At 42.0% G+C, this 22284-nt stretch carries 22 protein-coding genes and 1 pseudogene; 7 read left to right on the top strand and 16 right to left on the bottom strand.

Annotated features, from left to right (window positions below; genetic code table 11):
- Positions 1-38: 38 nt before the first annotated feature.
- The 4 genes from flgC to EP181_RS03545 form a co-directional block, all read right to left on the bottom strand.
- Positions 39-449: a flagellar basal body rod protein FlgC gene (flgC, locus tag EP181_RS03560; RefSeq protein ID WP_127470434.1), complete on the bottom strand. Its 411-nt coding sequence runs from the start codon at positions 447-449 to the stop codon at positions 39-41.
- A 40-nt stretch (positions 450-489) separates the two neighbouring features.
- The gene (gene flgB / locus EP181_RS03555; protein WP_127470433.1) at positions 490-888 is read right to left on the bottom strand and encodes a flagellar basal body rod protein FlgB; all 399 of its coding nucleotides are present in this window, start codon (positions 886-888) and stop codon (positions 490-492) included.
- A gap of 560 nt (positions 889-1448) precedes the next feature.
- Positions 1449-2768, bottom strand: a complete 1320-nt coding sequence (locus EP181_RS03550) for a hypothetical protein (RefSeq protein WP_127470432.1) — start codon at positions 2766-2768, stop codon at positions 1449-1451.
- A gap of 85 nt (positions 2769-2853) precedes the next feature.
- Positions 2854-3813 carry a chemotaxis protein gene (locus EP181_RS03545; RefSeq protein WP_127470431.1) on the bottom strand — a complete coding sequence of 320 codons (960 nt, stop codon included), beginning with the start codon at positions 3811-3813 and terminating at the stop codon, positions 2854-2856.
- 174 nt (positions 3814-3987) lie between these two features.
- Here EP181_RS03545 and flgA point away from each other — a divergent pair, with 174 nt between their 5' ends.
- From flgA to EP181_RS12230, 5 genes are all read left to right on the top strand, one after another.
- Complete coding sequence (gene flgA / locus EP181_RS03540; RefSeq protein ID WP_127470430.1) at positions 3988-4728, top strand: flagellar basal body P-ring formation chaperone FlgA; 741 nt, start codon at positions 3988-3990, stop codon at positions 4726-4728.
- A gap of 152 nt (positions 4729-4880) precedes the next feature.
- A complete protein-coding gene (gene flgM / locus EP181_RS03535; protein WP_127470429.1) occupies positions 4881-5198 on the top strand; it encodes a flagellar biosynthesis anti-sigma factor FlgM in 318 nt (105 codons plus the stop codon).
- A gap of 133 nt (positions 5199-5331) precedes the next feature.
- On the top strand, positions 5332-5823 hold the full coding sequence (locus EP181_RS03530) for a flagellar export chaperone FlgN (RefSeq protein ID WP_127470428.1): 492 nt from the start codon (positions 5332-5334) through the stop codon (positions 5821-5823).
- Positions 5824-6052: 229 nt separating this feature from the next.
- The gene (locus EP181_RS12235; RefSeq protein WP_232023503.1) at positions 6053-6274 is read left to right on the top strand and encodes a hypothetical protein; all 222 of its coding nucleotides are present in this window, start codon (positions 6053-6055) and stop codon (positions 6272-6274) included.
- Between the two features lie 5 nt (positions 6275-6279).
- On the top strand, positions 6280-6654 hold the full coding sequence (locus EP181_RS12230; RefSeq protein ID WP_232023502.1) for a PilZ domain-containing protein: 375 nt from the start codon (positions 6280-6282) through the stop codon (positions 6652-6654).
- A 145-nt stretch (positions 6655-6799) separates the two neighbouring features.
- Here EP181_RS12230 and EP181_RS03520 read toward each other — a convergent pair whose 3' ends face one another.
- The 9 genes and pseudogenes from EP181_RS03520 to fnr all read right to left on the bottom strand — a co-directional run bounded on the left by EP181_RS03520 (position 6800) and on the right by fnr (position 15582).
- Complete coding sequence (locus EP181_RS03520; RefSeq protein WP_127470427.1) at positions 6800-7213, bottom strand: hypothetical protein; 414 nt, start codon at positions 7211-7213, stop codon at positions 6800-6802.
- A 69-nt stretch (positions 7214-7282) separates the two neighbouring features.
- Entirely contained in the window at positions 7283-7795 is a 513-nt protein-coding gene (locus EP181_RS03515) for an LPP20 family lipoprotein (protein ID WP_232023501.1), read from the bottom strand.
- A 94-nt stretch (positions 7796-7889) separates the two neighbouring features.
- Positions 7890-8102 (bottom strand): hypothetical protein, encoded by a 213-nt coding sequence (locus EP181_RS03510; protein WP_127470425.1) that lies wholly within the window; start codon positions 8100-8102, stop codon positions 7890-7892.
- A 35-nt stretch (positions 8103-8137) separates the two neighbouring features.
- Positions 8138-8320, bottom strand: coding sequence for a hypothetical protein (locus EP181_RS03505; protein ID WP_127470424.1), 183 nt, complete (start codon positions 8318-8320; stop codon positions 8138-8140).
- Positions 8321-8402: 82 nt separating this feature from the next.
- Positions 8403-9299, bottom strand: a complete 897-nt coding sequence (locus tag EP181_RS03500) for a hypothetical protein (RefSeq protein WP_127470423.1) — start codon at positions 9297-9299, stop codon at positions 8403-8405.
- 85 nt (positions 9300-9384) lie between these two features.
- Positions 9385-10971 (bottom strand): type 1 periplasmic-binding domain-containing protein, encoded by a 1587-nt coding sequence (locus EP181_RS03495; protein ID WP_172959683.1) that lies wholly within the window; start codon positions 10969-10971, stop codon positions 9385-9387.
- 38 nt (positions 10972-11009) lie between these two features.
- Positions 11010-13654, bottom strand: a pseudogene (gene pepN, locus EP181_RS03490) (aminopeptidase N).
- Between the two features lie 141 nt (positions 13655-13795).
- Positions 13796-14320, bottom strand: a complete 525-nt coding sequence (gene pal / locus EP181_RS03485) for a peptidoglycan-associated lipoprotein Pal (RefSeq protein WP_127470421.1) — start codon at positions 14318-14320, stop codon at positions 13796-13798.
- Between the two features lie 503 nt (positions 14321-14823).
- On the bottom strand, positions 14824-15582 hold the full coding sequence (gene fnr, locus EP181_RS03480) for a fumarate/nitrate reduction transcriptional regulator Fnr (protein WP_127470420.1): 759 nt from the start codon (positions 15580-15582) through the stop codon (positions 14824-14826).
- An 807-nt stretch (positions 15583-16389) separates the two neighbouring features.
- On the opposite strand from fnr, the gene EP181_RS03475 reads away from it, so the two are divergent.
- The gene (locus EP181_RS03475; protein ID WP_232023500.1) at positions 16390-17493 is read left to right on the top strand and encodes a PfkB family carbohydrate kinase; all 1104 of its coding nucleotides are present in this window, start codon (positions 16390-16392) and stop codon (positions 17491-17493) included.
- Positions 17494-17722: 229 nt separating this feature from the next.
- Here the strand turns inward: EP181_RS03475 and rlmB are convergent, their stop codons facing one another.
- From rlmB to EP181_RS03465, 3 genes are read right to left on the bottom strand one after another with little or no spacing between them, the layout of a single operon-like run.
- Positions 17723-18469: a 23S rRNA (guanosine(2251)-2'-O)-methyltransferase RlmB gene (gene rlmB, locus EP181_RS03470; protein WP_127470419.1), complete on the bottom strand. Its 747-nt coding sequence runs from the start codon at positions 18467-18469 to the stop codon at positions 17723-17725.
- 2 nt (positions 18470-18471) lie between these two features.
- Positions 18472-19263 (bottom strand): RNB domain-containing ribonuclease, encoded by a 792-nt coding sequence (locus EP181_RS12785; protein WP_338064741.1) that lies wholly within the window; start codon positions 19261-19263, stop codon positions 18472-18474.
- A gap of 8 nt (positions 19264-19271) precedes the next feature.
- Positions 19272-20789, bottom strand: coding sequence for a ribonuclease R family protein (locus EP181_RS03465; protein ID WP_338064740.1), 1518 nt, complete (start codon positions 20787-20789; stop codon positions 19272-19274).
- A 793-nt stretch (positions 20790-21582) separates the two neighbouring features.
- Here EP181_RS03465 and EP181_RS12225 point away from each other — a divergent pair.
- Entirely contained in the window at positions 21583-22239 is a 657-nt protein-coding gene (locus EP181_RS12225) for a transporter substrate-binding domain-containing protein (RefSeq protein ID WP_232023558.1), read from the top strand.
- The last annotated feature ends 45 nt before the right edge of the window (positions 22240-22284 follow it).

Genomic DNA, 22284 nt, shown 5'->3' with positions numbered 1-22284 from the left:
ATAGACTCCTGTTAAATTAGGTACTTAGGTAACGTGTGTTATTTACCCAATTGAATGGTGCGTAGCAACAGCTGTTTAGAGGTGTTCATCACTTCAATATTGGTCTCATACGACCGCGAGGCCGACATCATATTGGCCATCTCTTCCACAATATTGACATTGGGTTTAAAAATGTACCCATCGCCGTTGGCCATAGGGTGATTTGGGCTGTATTCCATTTTTAACGGTTCTTGGTTTTCAACAATCTCTTTAATACGCACCCCTCCAGTGGGTTCGTTTTTGGCACCGTTTAAAATGGTCTGAAATATCGGCTGCTTAGAGCGATAAGTGTCTTCTTTATTAGAGCTTACGCTGTCAACGTTGGCCATGTTTGAGGCGATGGTGTTTAAACGCACCGTTTGCGCGTGCAATCCAGTGGCGGATATATCTAAAATATTAAACATGGACATAATAAACTCCTAAGCAATTTAACCAATTTAACGTTAATCATTATTCGCCGCGCAATGCGCCACGTATTCCAGTAATTCGGCTGTTAATAAACTCCAGCGTGGCTTCTTGCTGCATGGCGTTTTCCATAAACTTGGCTTTTTCAATGTGCGTTTCGACCGTGTTGCCATCTAATGCGGGTTGGGTGGGCTGTCTAAACTTTAAAAAGTCGGACGTTGACATCTGCGCAAAACCTTCAATATGGCGCGCATTGGTTCTATTCATATCCGAACTGTGCGAGCCTTTTACCGGACCTGCTTCGTTCATGGCTTGTCTAAAATCAATGTCACGCGCCTTAAAATTAGGCGTGTCGGCATTGGCCAAGTTATTGGCCAGCATCTCACCGCGCGCCGTGCGTACTTGCAACGCGCGTTCGTGTATGCCAAATATTGATTCTGCCATGATTGCCCCCTTTACTTTTAACGACTGTATTCTTATCAAGACATTAGCAAAGTGAATGCCAACATTAAAAATAGTGGCTTAAAATCGTAAAAAATAACTTAAGAAATTTAAAACCGCCCGTATTCGGCCAAGTTTGTAAAACATTAGGAGACTTCTTTATGTTATTTTAAAATTTACTTTAACCAGGCCTGGTTGCTTTGCTTAAACCGTCATGCCACACCACATTTCCATCATGCCGTGCTACGACACGGCATCTGCCCCATGCACTGGAAACCCCAATAGATTGCGGGTCAAGCCCGCAATGACGTGGATTGGCTTTCATTTCAACCACAAACCACCCTCATGCCACGCCACATTTACGTCATGCCGTGCTACGACACGGCATCTGCCCCATATACTGCAAGCCCGCAATGACGTGGATTGGCTTATGTCTACAATGACCGCAATTTATGCATGTAAAAACTAAGACAACCAGGCCTGGTCAAATTTTTGACATAAAAAAACCGGTCACTCAAACTTGAATGACCGGTTTTTAAATACATATTTTTAAGCGTCAATGACTACCAAGCCCGAACCACGTCACCGTTTTGCACCAAGCCTTTTTGGGTCGTCAGCTCGGCCACGGCAAATTTGGGCATCATGCGCTTTATTCTAATAAAGCCACTGGGCGATTCGTCCGTGCCCAAATCAATGCCGTTAACTCGTACTGGGCGACCTACTTTGTTGTATACCGCTAAATCGTCACCCTCTTTTACCCCCGAAGCACGGTTTAAATACACAATGTATTCGCCGTCACGCACGTCAATTATTTGAGTTTCGAGTGGTTGGCATTGCAAAAACCCCAACACTTGTTGAGTCTGTTGCTCTAACAATGCATGAAAGGCAATACCGGTGTCGCTGGCAAAAAAAGCGTTGGTGCCAAACGGACGATCACGCCCTACATACACCTCGCCTTTTACATCAAATCCGCCACGCGATTGACTCACTATTTCGTAACGCATTAAATCAATCACATACCAATCGGCTTCAATGTAGCGACTGTCGTTTTTAACCTCGTAATTGTAAAACCGCTTAACGTTGTTAAACGTGTTACTGCCTTCGTTGTGCGACGACATAGAGCGAATAACCGTCAGCAATAAAAACTGCGCACCCGTTTTATCTCTAATTAAATTTAATTGCTCGGGCTCTAAATTAGGCGCCACCATGACGTTGGGTTGCAAATCAACGGCTTCATCAAACAAGACGTGGTTTTGATAGCCTTGTTTGGCCATACGTCGATCAAGCTCTTGCTGAAAACCAAACAGTAAATTAGAAATATCATTGGCTTCATTGGCTTTTACCATCACAACCGGACCAATGGCAACACGAGTTTGATAAGCGTTACCCGGCAAGTTTGGGCAGGCGCTGGCCTCTTCGGTTAAGCATACTTTTAAGGTTACTTGATAATTTAACGCGCCTTTTTTAACTTGCCCATACTCGTCTTCTCGCTCTTCTAACCCTTCTTTTAAAATAGTGTAATTTTTAACTTTGCTTTGTGAGGTAAAGCGTACGCTGTCTTTGGTAAGCTGCTGATTTTCGACCGATTGATCGGTTTTAACCGTAACGTTATTTTTAAGAGAGGCGGCTTTCAGGGCATCACGAATGGCCATTTTTTTTGCAAATTGCGTATCAACTCCCTCTGAACTGGCTTGCCCGCTGGCCACCACACACGCGTCTGGATTAGCCTGCATGGCTTGTGACTTAAGTGGCTTGACCGGCTCTTCAAACTCAAATGTTTGCGCACACGCGCTCACACTCAATAACGAGAATGACAACATCAAACCCATAGAACAAAACTTAAAAACAGCCTTTAACCAGGCCTGGTCAATGTGTTTGTGCATGGTGTGCATTCCTTTTTTAACGTTAAAACCTATTTAAAAAGCGTTTAAACGGCCTTTAAACCACTCAGACAAACTTAAAGAGCGATTAGGCTTTTTTAGTAATATCATCAATTCTAGCCACAATGGTGGTCGCCAACTCTTCAGCATGCCATTTGGATATAAACTTATTTGCACCCACTTTGCCGGTAAGCGATTCGTTAAACCCACCGCTTAATGATGAGTTAAGCACAACGTATAAATCCTTTAAACGGTCGTCCTTGCGAATACTGGTGGTTAAGGTGTAACCGTCCATTACGGGCATTTCAATGTCAGAAATAACCATCAGCATGCGCTGACTCACGCGATCAGCAAGGCCTTTATCGGCTTCGTCAGCCCATTTCTGTAAAAACTCGAGCGCCAACTTACCGTTGTTTACAATTTTATTGGCAATGCCTAATTTGTCTAAAATACTTTTAAGCTGCGACCGCGCCACGCTCGAATCATCGGCGCCCAATACAAAAAAGTCGTGACCACGCGTTTTAGCCAGGTAGCTACTCACAAACTCGTCCGACATCTCGCGCGGCTTACCAGACACTTCGGTTAAAACTTTTTCGACGTCGACAATCTCAACAATTTGATCACGCGCCCGAGTAATACCGGTTAAGTAGTTTAAATTTTGCAACGAGTCGGGTGGCGGCAAAATGTCTTCCCAGCGCAAATGCACAATGCGATCAACATCTTCTACCAAAAACCCCTGCACCGAGCTGTTAAACTCGGTCACGATGGTTAAGGTTTCGCCATACTTTGTAGGGTCAATGGCTTCTAAATCAAGCGCTTTTGCCAAGTCAATCATGGGCATGGTTTTACCGCGTATGTATGACACGCCCACCACACGAGCGTCCGACTTAGGCACCGGCGAAATGTCTGGCGTGCGAATGACTTCGCGCACTTTAAACACATTAATACCAAATAACTGCTTACCACGAATGGTAAAAAGCAATAACTCCATCCGGTTCATACCGGCCAACGAAGTTCTTTGGTCAACTCCTTTTAAAAAGCTAGACATGGTAACGCCACCCTATTTGAATTGTTCATGTTTGAATTGTTCATTCTTATTGCTGATACAGCTACTGATACGATTGTTAATACTTTGGGTAAAACAACCAGGCCTGGTCAATTGTTTAAACCATTTTTTGCCTCGCCATTTAAAAACCAGACAAACTCGGTTAGTATGTAATGCATGCATATTACTTTGACACACTTTACAACAAAAGCACTTTTGTGGTTGATTTTAGCCACTTTTTTTGGCGCCCTGTTTACGCCTTGGCGCGTTTTTTCAGCGCCCATTCCAACCACAGTTCAATCGATTGAAAGCATTCACGACCAGGTTCTTGAATACGTTAAGCAAAAAACTGACCAACATATTTATGAAGCAGAGATTACGCTTAAAAAATTAAGCCCCACCCTGCAACTTCCGCTGTGTACCCAGCCGCTTGAGTTAGTCGACAGAAACCCCAGTGACTACGCCGGGCGCATGACTATTGGCGTTAATTGCGCTCAACCCATGTGGAAAGTGTTTGTTCCGGCCGTAGTAGATGGAAAATTGCCGGCGATAATGACCACTCAAGCAATTGCCAAACAGGCCGTTATTAAACCTGATGATGTAGAACAAGTGTTAACACATTATAAAAATGTGCAAAAAGGCAGTTTAATTAACCTTGAAAACGCGGTGGGAATGCGCACCAAAAAAGCCATTGGCCCACGCAGCGTTCTGAACATAAACGATTTACAACCGCCATTCTGGGTATTTAAAAATCAACAAATTAACATTATCACCTACATTGGCACCATTGAAGTTCAAACTAACGGCACCGCATTAAACGATGCAGTAGAACAACAACCTGTTGAAGTTAAAAACGGCACGTCCGAAATTATTATAAAAGGCATAGTTATTGCTCCCAATACCGTGTTGATTCCGTAAATTTTTTTATGCTTTTTTTGCATTTTTTAAAAAAAACAAAACATTTACCCTAAAGTTATTCAAAACTTGCCGTTAACGTATTTAGAAATCTTTAAACAGCAGCAAGCAATACTGCTAAACTATTCCATCCCATAGGTGTGAGGCCAAATAAAATGGACATTAAAAACGTAAACAGCAGCCCATTATCCAGTCGCTCTGCAGAACAAACTAAAGCCGCCGATAAAGACGGTATGGCAAATGCTCAAGGCAGCATTAATTTAGGCCTAACCGCCAATACTGATAAAGTCACATTAACCAACACGTTATCTCAAGTACGTGACCTTGAGCAAAAAGCGCAAAGCGTTAACATTGATAATTCAGAACGTATTTTAGCGCTTAAAGCCGCAATTCAAGATGGCAGCTACCAGGTTAATCCAGAAAAAATTGCCGACAAATTAATGCAAACCGAAGCTTTATTTGCGCGTCTATAAAGCTTAATCGTTTAAACGGCTTAAGATTTATAGCTTTTTTTGTTAGCCTAAATGGCTTATTAGATTTAACGGCTTAATAGATTTATTAGCTTAATTTGGTTTGTCTATTTAAAACCTTTACTAAAGACTCTTTATGAACTCAAACACAGCCATTACTTTACTTGATGTATTTACCTCACAAATAGGTCAACTTAAAAGTGCTTTGCTTGAATTTAAAGCCGTTTTAGACGTTGAAGCGCAAGCTTTAAAACAGATAAACAATATTGAAAAAATTCTACACATACTTAAGTCTAAAGAACAATTGCAACAACAACTTGCAAAACAACTCAGCAGTCTTGAGTTATGCATTAGCCCTCCAATGCCTGTAACTCAACTGTTAAGCGATTCTATTTGGCCCACCTTACCCACCACCTTGCAACAAGACCTTTTGCAGATTGAACAACTCACTCAAGCTTGCTTTAATTTAAACGCCGCCAATGGCATTTCTATTCAAATCTTAAGCACGCTAAACCAACACACGCTAAACCTCATCTCTGGCAAATCAGCAACCCAAGTTAACCTTTATGACGCGGCTGGAGAAAGCAAATCCACCTCAAGCCAGCAAACCACTTTAGGCCAAGCTTAATCTAGAGTAGCAACTCACCTCATCGCTTTATAATCTCTAAAAGCAAATGACCAGGCCTGGCTTATTTATTGCTTAATGTTTTTTGCTCATACCGCACAACCGATTTTTATTTTGATCGTATTTCGTCTAAACTATTGTTTTATTGTTTTGCACACAAAACGTATTGGCTGTATCTTATAGAGCTAGATAAAACGCGGTGCTTAAAACCCGAATATATTAAGAGAACACTATGCTTAAAGACCAACGTAAATTTTTTAGAATTGATGTCATGATGCCGTGCAGTTATAGATTACTCACCGCTGAAGAAGCGCAAAATATCGCTTTACCTGCACGTCCTGACGCTCGATATATTGAAGAATACTTCATGAAAAATTTAAACGAGTTGGATGAGCAAATTAATCAAGTCATTGGACAAATCAATCAAAAAGTACATTACTGGCCGCAGCCCTAACGGCTATGAACACTAAAATTAATTTTTTATTGCAAACTGTCGATGAAAAACAGTTGTCGCGCGCGATTCCTCATCGCTTAGTGAATTTAAGCGCCAGTGGTATTGCGATTGAAATGAGTGAAAAGATTGATCAAAGTTACAAGGTTGATTTATTAATTAAACCCTTAGTCAACGAAAGCCCTGTGTTTGTTCGCTGTGACGTGGTGAGCATCTCTCCAAACAAAGATGGCTCACAAAGTTCAACCGTGGCGTTAGAGTATCAAAAGTTAACCGAAGAAGATCGTCGTAAACTGGTGTATTTTATTCAAGCTAAAGAGATTGAATATGCGCAAGAGCAACGTCGTGCAGAACGACTAAAACGAAATAATAATATTGCATAACATCAATCTACCATGCCTTTTTATACAGCTTTAAGCTCCATAAACAACTATCCCGCCAATTGGCGGGATAGTTGTTTATAGACTATTTATTGACAGACTTAACAGCTGTAAAAATCAATATAACTTAGACCCCGCCAACGTTCTTTTACGGAAACGTATAAGCCTTTAGACTGGGCGGTTTATTGCCTTGTTGGGCAACGGGGGGTATGCCTGCTGAATCGCTCGGCTTACTTGCAAACGCATTGGCGTTAAACAGAACAGGATTTTTAGACTGATTATCACCCACTGCCAGCGGCTCAATTGAAGGTGGTTTTTGCTGCGCTAAATTATCCACCTTTTTTTCCAGTGACTTCACCGATGCCACACTCTTATCAATTTTGGCGTTTTGCGCCTTAATAAGCGATTGACTCTGCTTAACCACTTTATCGTGCTTAGAGACCTGCCCTTCTAAAGTCTTAACCCGAGTACTGATACTGGCGGCGTGTGCAACGCTTTGCAACACAACAATACTCACAAAAAAACCGTATACAACACTGAGTGTAATGGTATTTATTTTCATTGAATCGCTCCCAAACACCTGAATTTATCACTTTCACACTGAACTAATGCAGGTTAATTTGTAAAATTTTTAATATGAACTCACTTTGTAACCATTGTCCGGTTCATACGATTTAGAGTTTGAAGCACTGTTGTACACCATGGCATCTTCAAAGAAACGCTTATCAACCAGCACCTCTAAAACAGTTTCGTAGTTATCGTCTGCCATCGGGGTAACGCTGACAACTTTAGCGCCGCGCACCACTGCATTAACACGCGCCCTAAAACTATCGCTTTTGGCGGTCATAGTAGCAACGGACGTATTACTGTCAATTTTAATGCCGTTAATTTGTTCGGCCAGCGCACGATACGCGTCTAACTTAGACGCTCTAATGGCCATCAAACGACTTTGACCGGGTGTATAGCCAGTATAAGTACCGGTTGCACCATAACCAATGCCGGCTATTTTCATTAATTCTGGCTTTGCAGACTGAGCCGTACTTTGACACGAACCGTCTGGACAAGATGAGTTGGCAACGCAACCGCTTAAGCCACCTAAAGAAGCCGCCGATAAAGCGCCCACTAACCCGAGTGTAGATAACATTTTATGTTTCATTTTTTTACTCCGCTGTCTGCTTAAAATTGTAAATTTAACGAGTCCACATGCTTTTAATGCGTTAGAAAGGCATTATTAAGGCTTATTCTTGTACCGATTGAATGTAATAGACCTGGCCTGGTGAATACTCTGTTGGCAAATTTTTTGTTGAATAATAATCGGGCACTTTTAAAGACGTGCCTTGCGCATCCAAACCAAGCCACTCAGCGCTGTCAAACGTACTGCACGCGCTGAGGCTCACTAAAGCCATGCTCAACAGGCCATAAAAACTCAACTTAAACAAATAATATGACATTAGCCAGCTCCCTGTTTTTAGGTTTGTACGCTTGGTTATGGGTACGAATCGCTAATAGCTCGGTCATACACACCACCTTCTGATGACTTGTATTGATAGGCCGAATTTTTGCTATTCGCTTGTTTTTCAGCTTGCTTTTGAGCCTCTTGTGCCAGTTTAGCGCGTTGCTCAGCCTGTGCTTTTTGCAATGCTGACTGCTGCTCTAACTGATGTATCACGGCTTGTTTTTCAGCTTTTTTACGCTAAGCAACAACGACTGATATTGGCCTTGCATTTTTTTTAGTCGAGCATTTACCTCATCTAGCTTTGCTTGAGTGCTAAGCACTTTTTGTTTAACTCCGCCATTTTTCTTAACATAACGGGCGATGGGTCAGCACTTACTGCGACCACTGCAGGACTTGCTTGTGCAGGCGTTAAGGCTTTTGCGTCCACCGGTGTAGGCGTGACTGGAGCGCCTAAGCCCAATGGGTCAATGATTCCTGACTTAAGCGCTGGAGTACTAGTGCTCACGACCGGCGCGCTCACCGGTGTCGACTTTCCCAACTCGAGCATGTCTGTGGCCAGTTGTTCAAGTTGAAAATTAAGCGCGTCTAATTTCTTTTCGACCGACTTAATGGTTTTATCAGCACTGTTAATGGTTTCTGCATTGGTATCGCTAACCACCTTAACCGACTCAATCAATGTTTGAGATTCCTCATCTAATGTACTCGACGAGCCTGAAAGCGCTCCCCACACACCAATACCAATGGCTGTAAGGGTGAGCACCACCAAAACTGAACCAAAGATAATAATCATCTTTTTGATTGCATCCATATCATCCGCCGTCATTTGTACATTAGGGTTGTTTTTTGCCGCTGCACGTTTTGCTAAAAAATCGTCTGCATCGTCCACTGTTTTACTGGTATTTACCGCCGATTGTGCAGCACTGGCAGACGCTAAAGGCGGTGCCACCGCTGCGGGAGCCACTTCGCTCAGTGAATTAAGCACATCAGCGTCCAGACCACCCAACGATTTATTATTACTGTCAATAACCTGCGCCGCAGCGTCCATATCAATAGTCTGCTCAGGCGCGGGCGCCACTGAAACAACAGGCGGTTCAGACGGCTTATCAATGAGTGCATCTAACTCTGCCTCGTCCAACAGAGCATCAATACTGTCTAAGTCATTTGGGTCAAACGTTTCATCTTTCGCTGCCACTTTGTGAGTTCCTCAGTCAATTCATACAGTACATAACCTAGACCGGCTACACTGCGAATTACTTACATTAATAAAGTGTATCGGCTCATTCTTGGTTTTCTTTAGCAGGCTTCGCCGACTCTTCGTACAGTGCTGCCTCTGGCATAACCTTAAACACTCCGTTATCTATCCAATACACCGTGGGCATAAGTTGAAAATGACTGGTTTGATGCATTTCCACTTGGTCTAATAACCCTTGCGAAGATTGCGCCAAGGGATTTGACAGCACATCGTACTTTACCATTTCAACAGCCGATCTACCCAAAGCATAAAATAGGCCACTATCTTCATTTTTAAGCGCCAATAGGGCATCACGTGCATTTTCGGCACCGTAAAAGGGTAAAACCCCATACGTTTTTGGCCAAGTTTGTAACTCATTGGCCAGCAATGCCATGTTGGGCATTTGCCCTGGATACCAAATATGCTTAGTTTTTTGAGCGCCTAAAAAACTCAAAAAAGGCGCGGCTTGTGCGGCTTGATTATGCGGCAACAGCGACACCACCGCGCCAAAATCTTGTCGTGGCCGAGGTTTAAACTCAATTGCAGTTTCTACAATGTTTTCAAGCACTTTTGCCCTATTTATTGAGTGGTGAATGTTTAAACCATTTTCTAATACCTGCCCCACATTCAACTTGCTGGCACGAACTTTACCGGGGGTTTCTCGCTCTTTTGAGTCGTTAAGACTTTGATGGACATAATGCGCATCAGGATATTGATTTAACCAGGCCTGGTGAAAAGTTTTTTCAAGATTAATAAAGGCTTCATCAGCGTCACTTAAAACCAATACATTTTGATTTTCGTGACTGTCCAAAATCGAAAAAACAGCTTTAAGACCGGCACTTTTATTAGGGGCAAGTGTTCGTTCGTACGCAAACAATGGAGAAAGTTGATTAAAGTATAAGGTAGGCACTTGCGTTTTTAACGCCTGAAAGGCTCGCGCCTGTTCTTTTTGTAACGGCCCCAACACCAAGCTGGGTTGATGCACCTTAACCGCCTGCCAAAGCGACCATGCCGACCCGTATTCTTCGGTGTCAAAGACCACCACCTTAGCTCGAATAGACTGGTTTTTTATCGCATCCGTAATGCCATTAAGTACCTTTTTTCCAGCCGCTTCATAATCTCCAGACAAGGGCAATAACACAGCAAACACCGTACTGGGGTTTTGATAATCAATCTTTAAACCTTTGACGATATGCGTGTCAACAACCTCTAAACCTACCTTGCTGGGCAAGTTTAGCGCCTCGTCTGATAGGTAGTCGGGCAATTCAATTTGAGTCACTTTAGGCTGCGGCGCTTTTTGCCTGTCTAACAGCGCCAAATAACGAGCTTTGAATGCGGGAAAAATGCGCTGCGCGCTTAACTGATTAAGATACAAACTTACCTGTTCGGGCTGATTTTGACTGTGTGCTAATTCAGCACGTAAAATAATAATCTCTTGATCAATTTGCTCAATGGGCGTACCAACCGCTTGCATTGGGTCAGATTGATGGGTGTCTGGAGACGCCGTCACCGCTTCTTGCCCACCCTCTTCTTCTTGAATGGCTTGCAGTAAATAGGTGCTTAAATCGTTGGCATAGGCAACACTTGCCAGCGGCAAAGCACTCAATAATACACCCAGATTTAACAAAACCATGCACATGCTATGGTTAAACACATTGCGCATATTCGCCCCTAATGTAACGATTTAGAAACAATCTCAAAGACATCTTTAGAAAGAGGAGTGTGCGCCAAAATCTTTTCAAGCGCCGCGCGCATTTGAGCTTTTCGAGTGTCATCAAAACGTTGCCAATGTGTAAACGGAGCCACCATGCGCGCCGCTACTTGTGGATTGAGGGCATCAATTTTTAAGACTTGTTGCGCTAAAAATTCATAGCCCAAACCGTCTTGTCTATGAAAACCTAACCAACTCAAACGGCCAAACACGCCAATCACACTGCGCACCCTATTAGGGTTGGTGTAGATAAAATCGGGGTGTTCGATTAGGGCTTTAACCTGCTCAAGAGCATGCAAATGATGTGAAGCCGCTTGTAACGTAAACCATTTATCCAGCACCAAACCGTCGTGTTGCCATTTTGCGTAAAAATGTGCCAAACATTCTGCACGATCATGGCTTTCGGTGTGCGACAGCGTTTCCAAGGCCGCCAGCACATCGGTCATATTTTGACTGTTGAAATACTGCGCCTTTGCCAAATTAAGGTGCTCTGGTAGACGCATTAAATAACGTAAGCAACTGTTTTTTAATTTGCGTTTAGCAATATCATTTTTATCATAACGATATGGCGCATTAACTTGGTTAAGGGTTTGATATAACGTCAATAAACGATCCGAAAATGCTTTGGCTAGAGCGGTTCTCAACCACAAGTGCGTTTCATACACGGCCTCGACCGGCACTTGAGGGTATTGCTCACCTATGTACGTTAAATCTGGCAAGGTCATAGCCAAAGCCACCCATCCTGCATCGGCCGTGGTATCTTCTAAAACGCCTTTAAATGCACTTTGCATGGCATCGGATAAGGCTAACTCATCGCCAGACTCAAACCTTTTAACATTGGCTTTAAGCTCATTTATAAACAATGTTTGCATGGCTTCCCAACGCACAAACGCATCACTGTCTGCACGGCTTAAAAGGCTTAATTCGGCATCAGAATAGGCATACTCTAACTGTACAGGCGCCGAAAAACCTTTTAACAACGCAAGCACGGGTAGTTCATCTACGGCTTCAAATTCAAAAAATTCGCAAACTTCAGTGATACGCAACACACATTCTTGAGCGTTGCCCATCACCTTATGCAGAGTATTGGCCGCAGGTTTTAGTGCAATAACCAGGCCTGCTGAGTTTAACAACCCCATTTTTAATGGAATCAATAACGGCTTAAAGTCGGCCTTATTTTCCACAGAAGCCAATGACTGAGCCACCTCAATGCGATAGAGATTGGTCGTGGCGTCAAAATGGGTATTAATCTTAAGAGTCGGCGTTCCGGCTTGAACATACCAGTGGTGCATTTGCTCTAGGATTATATTGTTGGCATCTTGCATGGCGCGTCTAAAATCATCCACTGTCACCGCTTGACCATCGTGGCGTTTAAAATATAAATCCATGCCACGTCTAAAACCTTCTTCACCCAATAAGGTATGGTACATGCGCACCACTTCGGCACCTTTTTCGTACACTGTCATCGTATAAAAATTATTCATCTCAATATACGACTGTGGCTGAATAGGATGCGCCATCGGGCCGGCGTCTTCAGGAAACTGATTACTGCGCAAGCGCTTGACATCTTCTATGCGTTTTACCTCAGGCGAGAGCATGTCGGCGGTAAACTCTTGGTCTCTAAAAACCGTTAAACCTTCTTTTAAAGTGAGCTGAAACCAATCCCGACAGGTAACACGATTGCCCGTCCAATTATGAAAATACTCGTGGGCAATAACCGCTTCAATGCCTTCATAATCTACATCGGTGGCCGTGTCGGGCTTGGCTAAAACAAACTTAGAATTAAAAACGTTTAAGCCTTTGTTTTCCATCGCACCCATATTAAAGTCGTCTACGGCCACAATCATGTAAATATCCAAGTCATAAATGAGGCCAAAGCGAGTTTCGTCCCAGCGCATGGATTTTTTAACGATGCCATGGCGTGTTCGCATTTATCAATATTTTGCGCTTCAACGTAAATCCGTAACACGACATCACGGCCATCCGCAGTGCAAAATACGTCTTCAATGCACTCTAAATTACCGGCTACCAGTGCAAACAAGTAACAGGGTTTTTTAAATGGATCATGCCATACGGCGTAGTGACGATTATTGGGTAAGTCACCGCTTTCAATCAAATTACCATTAGACAACAACACTCTGTTGTCGGTTTTGTCGGCAATAATTTTAGTGGTAAAACAACTCAATACATCGGGACGATCTAAGTAATAAGATATTTTACGAAACCCTTCAGCCTCACACTGGGTGCAATAGTTACCGCTGGTGCGGTACAGCCCTTCGAGCGCAGTATTTTTTTGGGGAGCAATTTCGGTCACAATCACTAAATCAAAAGTGTTCATAAAATCGTTTAAAGGCACGCTTAAACTTTCAGCATCGCATAAGCAGGCCTGGGTGATGTCTACCCCATTTAATAAGACCTGCACCAACTTAAGCTGCTCGCCCAACAGCACTAAATGCGGCTGAATGGTCAGCGTTTTTATGTGCATGGTATTAGTAACGCGCGTAGCCGTTGGGTGCAACTCAAACTGCAAATGCACCGCTTCTATACTAAAGTATGGTGCTTGATAGTCTTTTAAATAATGAACAACGGGCTCTGAGGCAGACATAGCGTAGGGACTCTTCTTAATAAATGAAAAAATATAATAGAAAATGGCGTAGAAAATAGATAAAAATTAGGTAAAAAAAAAGCCTTTCTACCCGCGGGCAGAAAGGCTTTTAAATATAACGAGATTAAGCTATTAATTCAATTAATATGCAAACTCAGCGCGACGGTTTTCAGACCAAGCCGCTTCGTTATGACCTTCAGCAACAGGACTGTCTTCGCCCATGCTGACTACGTTGATTCTGTCAGCGCTTACGCCTTCAGACATTAATGCAGTTTTAACCGCAGCAGCACGACGCTCACCTAAAGCAAGGTTGTACTCACGTGTTCCACGCTCATCACAGTGGCCGTTAATGGTAACAGCAACTGAAGGGTCAAGTGCTAAGTAATCAGCGTTTGCTTTAACAATGCTGAAAAACTCTGGCTGAACATCTGATTTATCAAATTCAAAACGAACTACTTTGCCCGCAATGATTGCCATTAGATTTGCTTTTTTAGCCGCTAAATCTGCTGCTGCTTTTTCTGCCGCTAGACGCGCTGCGTCTGCATCAGTTGTATCTACAGTAGCGACAGGAGCCGCTTCTTCTGTTTTAGGAGTAGAACTACAACCTACTAACGCTAAACCTAAAAAACCAACTAAAAATAATTGCTTAATATTTGTGACTGACATATTGATTACTTCCTAAAATTAAAATTCAACATCATTATAAGATGCTGTAATTAAACAAAAAAATTTTGGTGTTTTGATGGTTTAGAAGTCCCCTAAAAAACTTGTTAACCAAGCTTTCACCTAAGAGCGGATTCTACCCGAACGCAAAAATATTTGCGTACTTTATTAACTAAACAGGCATAAATTGGTGTTTATTTTACAACAGGTGCAAAAATGCATCATAAATATTTCAAATTACGGTAAAAATTCTTTAATGGGTGCTCTGCGACTCTTGAAAGCAAGTGCTTTAAACGTACTTATTTTCTAGTAACAGCCGCTAATAGAGACCTTTGCACGAATGGATGTACGGCCAAAAATGGTTAAAATTTTCCTGCTTTTAGTTGGTAAACTTGTGAATAGCCAGCCATTCACTACGTTTCCCGCCTCAATCAGGTAAATTTTTACTCATTTTTTTTCGCACCCCACTCGTGCAAAGGTCTCAATAAAAGCATTTTTTTCCACCATCAAACAGCCAGTAGCTTTGGCGAGTAATAATTTAAATCACAGTGTAATAAACCCGCTAACGCCCGTAACTTGGATTCGTTATGAATAACCACCTCTTTCTTTTTCCACGTGGCTATTTGATCTTGATGCAACTTGGCTAAAATACGTGACACCGTTTCTGGAGTTAAGCCCAAATACACAGCCACATCACGGTGTAATATGCCTAACCTAAATTCTTTATGAAAATAACCACGATTACGATAACGCTCGGCCATATCCCAAATAAATTGCGCCACACGCTGATCCGCATTACGTTTGGTTAACATTTCGGCATGAATACGCCCTTCGTTTACCTCTTTACTCATAATAGTAAACATTTGCTGATTTAAATGTGGAATCTGCAATGACAACTCACTCAACTCATCAAAAGGCAGTGCACATACACTAGTAGCGTCTAAGGCAATGGCATTTAAATGATGCGTTTTAGTGGCAACAGCCTCTACGCCAATCACATCGCCGGGTAAATAAAATCCGTGTATAACTTCCTCTCCCACATCAGAGTAAGAGTACACTTTTACAACCCCTGCTCGAATGGCAAATAAAGAACTAAATACGTCGCCTGTTGAAAAAAGATGTTGGCCTTTTTTTAAAGGACTTTTTCGCTCCACAATCTCATCTAAACGGTCAATTTCACTTTTCTGCAGGCCTGTTGGAAAACAGATTTTTTGCAATCCACAGTTTAAACAGCCAACATTAAAAGCCGATTTTATTTCATTCATAGCATCACCTATTCTTTAACAAAACCTTTGCTCGCGTTTTACATCCATAAAAATAGCATCAAGACAGAAAAATTTTTATTAGATACTGGTAAACATGACCAAAGACTTTTTAATTTTACCCACCCAAAACGGCACGCTGGTTAAGAGTTTTCTATTTACAAATTGTAACCCCCTTTTTGCAACCTTATGATTTTTCTTGATACAAGATAAGTTTTAGCGGCCGTACCTTTATTGTGTTTACGCCCTTATGGTAAAAGTGAAGTGGTTTTCTGTATATCACCCGTTCGAGCGATTTTTTGAGTTAATTAAGCCTTTGTGAGAGCTTTATTTTGACAATATTTAAAAATAGACATGAAATGGCATTACCGACTTTGGGTGCAATTTAAACGATTGATTAAAATTTAATCAGTTTAATATTTATATCCTATTTTAAAGCACTTAAGCGTGCTTTATAAAGATTACTCACAAAGTTATCCACAGCTTTTGTGGATAAACAAACGTGAACCATAATCCAAGTTATTGCTTTATAAAATAGACATATAACATAATAGAAACAATATGTTACAGTACTTAATGACAACAGAATATAAATATAAAAATTAACTCTAGCACAGGCCTTGTCAAGTTATTTTAAAAATTATTCACCTTTTATATTTATTGACAATCGTCTTTTGTCAACCGTGATGATTACTGTAAATATGCTAAAATTCGATTCGGCAACTCTAATTGCGTACAGCCGCACTCAGAGATTTTTACTACTCGACATTTTAAACTGCTTTATTACATACAACGTTTAGGAAACCCTTCATGGCAAAAATTTTAGGCATCGGCAACGTGGTACTCGACATTGTCTTAACCGTTCCTCACCATCCCCTCGAAGATGAAGAGATTCGCGCCACACAAAAACAAACCACCAGCGGTGGTAATGCCAGTAACAGCTTGCATGTACTAACTCAATTAGGCCATCAAACTGCACTATGCGCCACGCTGGCGGCCGATGGCGAAGCTAAACAGTTGTTAAGCAACTTACGCGCACGTAAAATTGATACTCAGCACATACAAACCTTTATTAAAGGTCGTACACCTACCTCATTTATTACCCTAAATGCCCAGAATGGCCATCGAACCATTGTGCATTTTCGCGACTTACCCGAGCTGAGCTTTGAGCATTTTGCCAAAATTGAGATTGAAGAATATGACTGGCTGCATTTTGAAGGTCGTAACCTTGACAACTTAAGTGGCATGCTCAATATCGCTAAAACATTTTTAAGCCATCAACCCATTTCATTAGAAGTTGAAAAACCTCGTGAAGGCATTGAAGCGTTATTTCCTCAGGTTAATTTAATTATTTTTTCGCACCATTACGCTAAAGCCAAAGGCTTTATTGATGGCCAATCATTGCTAAATGCTATTAAAAAAACAGTCAAACACGCAAATTTAGTGTGTACATGGGGAGCAAAAGGCGTTTGGTACAGTACTCCAAACGACTCGGTACACCACTTACCCGCCGAGCCTGTTATGCCGATTGTGGATACTTTAGGTGCTGGGGATACGTTTAACGCAGGGTTAATTGATGGTTTAGTAAAAGAAATGTCTTTAAGCCAAGCGGTCACGCACGCCAATTCGTTAGCCGCCAAAAAATGCCGACAACCAGGCCTGGACAACTTACTATTGGACAATCATGCAACGCCATTGGCAAATATTAAACAATTGAGCAACGCCAAAACCCTAGTTACCCCAGCCAAAGACGGTGCTCCGTCTGTGGTACTTATTAAGTTTGACGATACGGTAAAAGCTTATGAGAACAACTGCCCACATCAAAACGTGCCGCTTAATGAAGCGTTTAAAATTGACGTAAACCCATTTGAAAAAACCCTTAAATGCTCAGTGCATGAGGCTTTTTTAATATAGAAGACGGTTTGTGTATTGATGGGCCATGCTGGAACGAATCGTTGCGGGTCATTGATATTAAAATTGATGACAAGGGAGATATTTTTTTAGCGTAATAGATTGTGCCTATCGGCGCTCTAAAAACAAAAAAGCCGACCAGGCCTGGTCGGCTTTTTTGCTTCATTTAATACAACACATTGTTTACATGTCTTAAATTAACGTCTTAATTAGCGTCTTTACGCCACTCAACTCAGGCTAACGTTGGCGCAACACGGCGTTGTCTAAAGGCTTCATACAAAACGACTCCAGTGGCCACAGACACGTTTAAACTTTCTACAACACCCACCATGGGTATAGACGCCAAATGATCACACTCGTGCTTTATCAAACGACGTAAACCAGAGCCTTCGGTTCCCATCACAATGCCGATTGAACCTGTTAAATCATGGTCATAAATGGTTTGCTCGGTTTCACCCGCCAACCCAATCATCCACATACCGCCTTGTTGCAGCTCCTTCATAGTGCGCACTAAATTTGACACCACAATTAATTTAACATTTTCAGCCGCACCCGAAGCCACTTTACGTACTGTTGCATTTAAGCCAACTGAATTGTGCTTAGGAATAATAACCGCGTGAACCCCCACAGCATCGGCCGTTCTTAAAATAGCGCCTAAATTATGAGGGTCTTGCACTTCGTCTAAAAAGACAAACAGCGGGTTTTGGGTGGTTTCAACAATGTGGGCTAAATCCGCTTCGGTTAAATCCGCTTGCTGGGCAACCTTAGCCATTACCCCTTGATGATTGGCATCAAGAGCATCAAACTCAGACTGTTCTAACAACTGCGGCGCCAAACCCAAACCTTTGGCTTGATTAAACAATGCTTGTTGACGATTGTTTAATCGCCCCTTTTCAAACCCCAATAAGTACACAAGATGAGGTGATTGTTTAATAAACTTTTCAACCGCATGCAAACCGTAAATGATTTCTTGAGCCACTATTACGCTCCAGCTTTTGAAGAAGTTTTCTTTTTACGATAAAAACGTTTCTTTTTTGCACGCTTAGGCGCTTCGTCACCGTCAGCTAACTCATCATTAAGTTCATCGGTTTCGTTTGATGGCGTTAATGATGATTCCGTTGCAACAAACCTTAGGTCGACCTTACGGTCATCCAAATTAACTTGCGCCACTTGAACCCTTACACGATCGCCTAAGCGATAGACTTTACCAGTGCGTTCACCTTTTAAACAATGACGAGCGTTATCGTAATGAAAATAATCTTCACCCAATTCGGTAATATGTACTAAGCCTTCAACGTAAAGTGGATCAATTTCAACAAACAATCCAAAGTTGGTTGCGGCCGTTACAACGGCTTCAAACTCTTGCCCTAAACGATGCGATAAAAACTCACATTTTAAGAACGTAACAGCATCACGGGTAGCTTCATCGGCACGGCGCTCGGTATCTGAACAATGTTGACCAAGAGCTTGCATTTGAGTTTCGGTGTAATCAAACAGCTCAGGACCTTTTTTGGTCCAAACATGAGCAATGGCACGATGAATTAGCAAGTCAGGGTAACGTCTTATGGGCGATGTAAAATGCGTATAATGCTCATAATTCAAACCAAAATGACCTTTATTTTCGGGCTGATACACGGCTTGATTCATACTTCTAAGCAAAACTGTTTGCACTAAATGCTGATAGGTTTCGCCCTGAATCTTGGCCATAACCGCTGCATAATCGTGCGCTGTAGGTTCATCGCCCCCTTCTAAGGTTAGGCTAAAATCAGCCAAAAAGGTTCTTAAGTTTTTAAACGCTCTAAAGTGGGCGACTCATGTACGCGATACACCATGGGCATTTTGTGCCACTTTAAATAACGAGCGGTGGCTACGTTTGCCATCAGCATGCATTCTTCAATTAACTTATGCGCGTCATTACGCACCACTGGCACGATAGCCTCAATCTTGCGTGCGTCATCAAAAATAATACGGGTTTCCGTAGTATCAAATTCAAGCGCGCCACGCTCTTCACGTGCTTTTTGCAACACTTTATACAATGCATACAACTCTTCAACGTCTTCAACTTGCTCAGCAAACTGCTCACGATAGCCGCTTGTTGCATCGGTTAAAATGCTGTTCACCTGATCATAAGTTAAGCGCGCTTTTGAATTCATAATAGCGCGATAATATTGACTGCGCTCTAAGCTACCGTCTTCGTTAATAGACAAGTCAGCCACCATACACAGACGGTCAACATGTGGGTTTAACGAACACAAACCATCGGATAACTTAGCCGGCAACATGGGAACCACGCGCTGAGGAAAGTACACAGAATTGCCGCGTTTATAAGCCTCTTTGTCGATTTCGGTGCCTGGCTTCACATAATGGGCTACGTCAGCGATGGCCACCACTAAGCGCCAACCATTTTTACGACGCTTAGCAAACACGGCATCGTCAAAATCTTTTGTATCCGAACCATCAATGGTCACTAAATTTAATGACCGTAAATCTTTACGATCCTCTAGGTCAGCTTCAGTGACTTCATCTGGAATTTGCGCTAGTTCGGCAAGCAATTCATCCGACCAGGTATTAGGCAACCCGTAAGCGTGAATAGCCGAATCGATTTCCATACCCGGCGCCATATAATCGCCCACGATGTCAACAATTTTACCGACAGGTCCGGAACGCTTTGATGGTTGATGAATAATTTCAACCAATACAATTTGCTCTTCTTTAGCTCCCATCAAGCCGTCTTGAGGAATAAAAACGTCTTGGGTTATGCGATTATTATTAGGACGCACCCAAGCCATGTTATCTTCTAAATTTAAACGACCCAGCACTTGAGTGGTGCAATATTCAACAACCTCAACAATTGTACCTTCTTGACGGCCACGACGATCTTCACCCACAATCGAAGCAATAACAATGTCGCCATGCAAAACTTTTTGCATTTCTTTTTCAGATAAAAATAAATCTTTACCGCCTTCTTCTGGCACCAAAAACCCAAAACCATCTGGGTGGCCTAAGACGCGTCCTTTAACCAAATCCATTTTTTGCAACAAGCCAAATGCACCACGGCGATTGCGAATAAGTTGTCCATCACGACTCATGGCTTTTAAACGACGCGACAAGGCCTCATAGCGCTCTTCATCGTCTTCGGTAATATCTAAGATTTCGGCAAGTTCAAACAGACGCAAAGGCTTTTGAGCTGTTTCTAAGGCGTCTAAAATAAATTCGCGACTGGGGATAGGATTGTCGTATTTTGCCGCTTCACGGGTTGCGTGTGGATCTAATAGATCCGGAGTATTCTGATTGCTCACTCGATACCATCTAAGTTAAAAACAAGTCTGTTTATTGTCTGCGCTTTCATTAAAACGCACAACAGAGACTGTTTGATTGAAAAATTGCGCTTATTATAACAAATAGTTAGCCCAGTTTATTGCATTCATTTTAAATGTACTCGATTGAGAAGATTAAAAGACCTCTGAAATCCTTAAAACAAGTACTAGAGACCTTGATTACACAATAAAACAGTGCGTAATAAATCTTATCTGCAAATAAATTCTTAACTCAATGCGGCCTTGCAGGGGTTAAAAAGCTTGCAAGCATTATGGTTTCGAGGTTTTTTACGGCACTTTTTGCTCAAACCTACAAATTACTTTAAAAGGTTTTTTTGACTTGACGTTTGTTTAACCTATTCGATGCAATGCCTTCTTAATAACTTAAAATAAATCTTTACAAAACAAGGCATTAAATTAAAATGACTGTCCGTAAATTGCAAGGTTATAACTTTGTCAATCGCACAATCCACTCGTCATTTAAGCTCTTTATAGTGCATCTATTTGGCTTAACTCTTTTTTGGGGCACCTACCCAGGCTGGCTTGCGCCACTGGCTTTTGCCAATGAACAAGTCTACACATCTTCAATACTACCCCTTAACACCCAACCATTTGTGCCTAAATCGTCAATTACCACACGCATTAATGAACCATTTTTTGGTGACTTAAAAGACATTAGACAACGCAGAGTATTACGCGTTTTAGTAAGCCATAATCGCACCAATTTTTTGGTGCTGCCAAAGGTGAAGGTCAACTAGGGTTTGAACATGACCTTATTAAAGCGTACGAACATTATCTAAACCGAGGCCCAAAAAAACAGCGTTATCAAACTCACGTAGTGTTTTTAGCTCATCCTTTTGAAGTCCTTATTACCGAACTTAAAGCAGGTCGTGGTGATGTCATCGCTGCGGGTCTTACTGTCACCCCCGAAATTCAAACGCTTATTACTTACACTGAACCGTATATTGAAAACATTAACAAAGTATTAGTTGCACACCAAAACCAACCGCAATTAAAACGACTTGAAGACCTGTCTGGTCGCCAAGTGGTGGTGGTTTCTAACAGCAACCACATTATTCATCTTGAAAAATTTAATCAAGGACTTGGACAATTAGGACTTGAACCAATGGAAATTATTCAAGCCGACCCTTTTTTAGAAACTGAAGATTTATTAGAAATGCTAGGCACCGGTTTATTTGACTTGACGGTGGCCGACAGTCACATCGCTCAAATTTACCAACAAACATTGCCAAACATTCGGGTTGAAAGCGAGTTTATTTTTCACCATGGCGGCAAGCTAGCCTGGGCAATTAACCCTAAACTTCCCGAGCTACAAGCGTCGCTTAATGACTTTATTACCCAGTACGCCAGGCCTGGTCAACCACTGCACAACACGTTGTATAATCGATATTTTGAAAACCCCTTTGGATAAATAAACCCATCAACTTAAGCCCATTAACTGAGATTAATTGCCTGC

The sequence above is a fragment of the Thiomicrorhabdus aquaedulcis genome, assembly GCF_004001325.1.
In the GTDB taxonomy this organism is placed as follows: Bacteria; Pseudomonadota; Gammaproteobacteria; order Thiomicrospirales; family Thiomicrospiraceae; genus Thiomicrorhabdus; species Thiomicrorhabdus aquaedulcis.
This window is presented reverse-complemented; position numbering and strand designations above follow the sequence as displayed.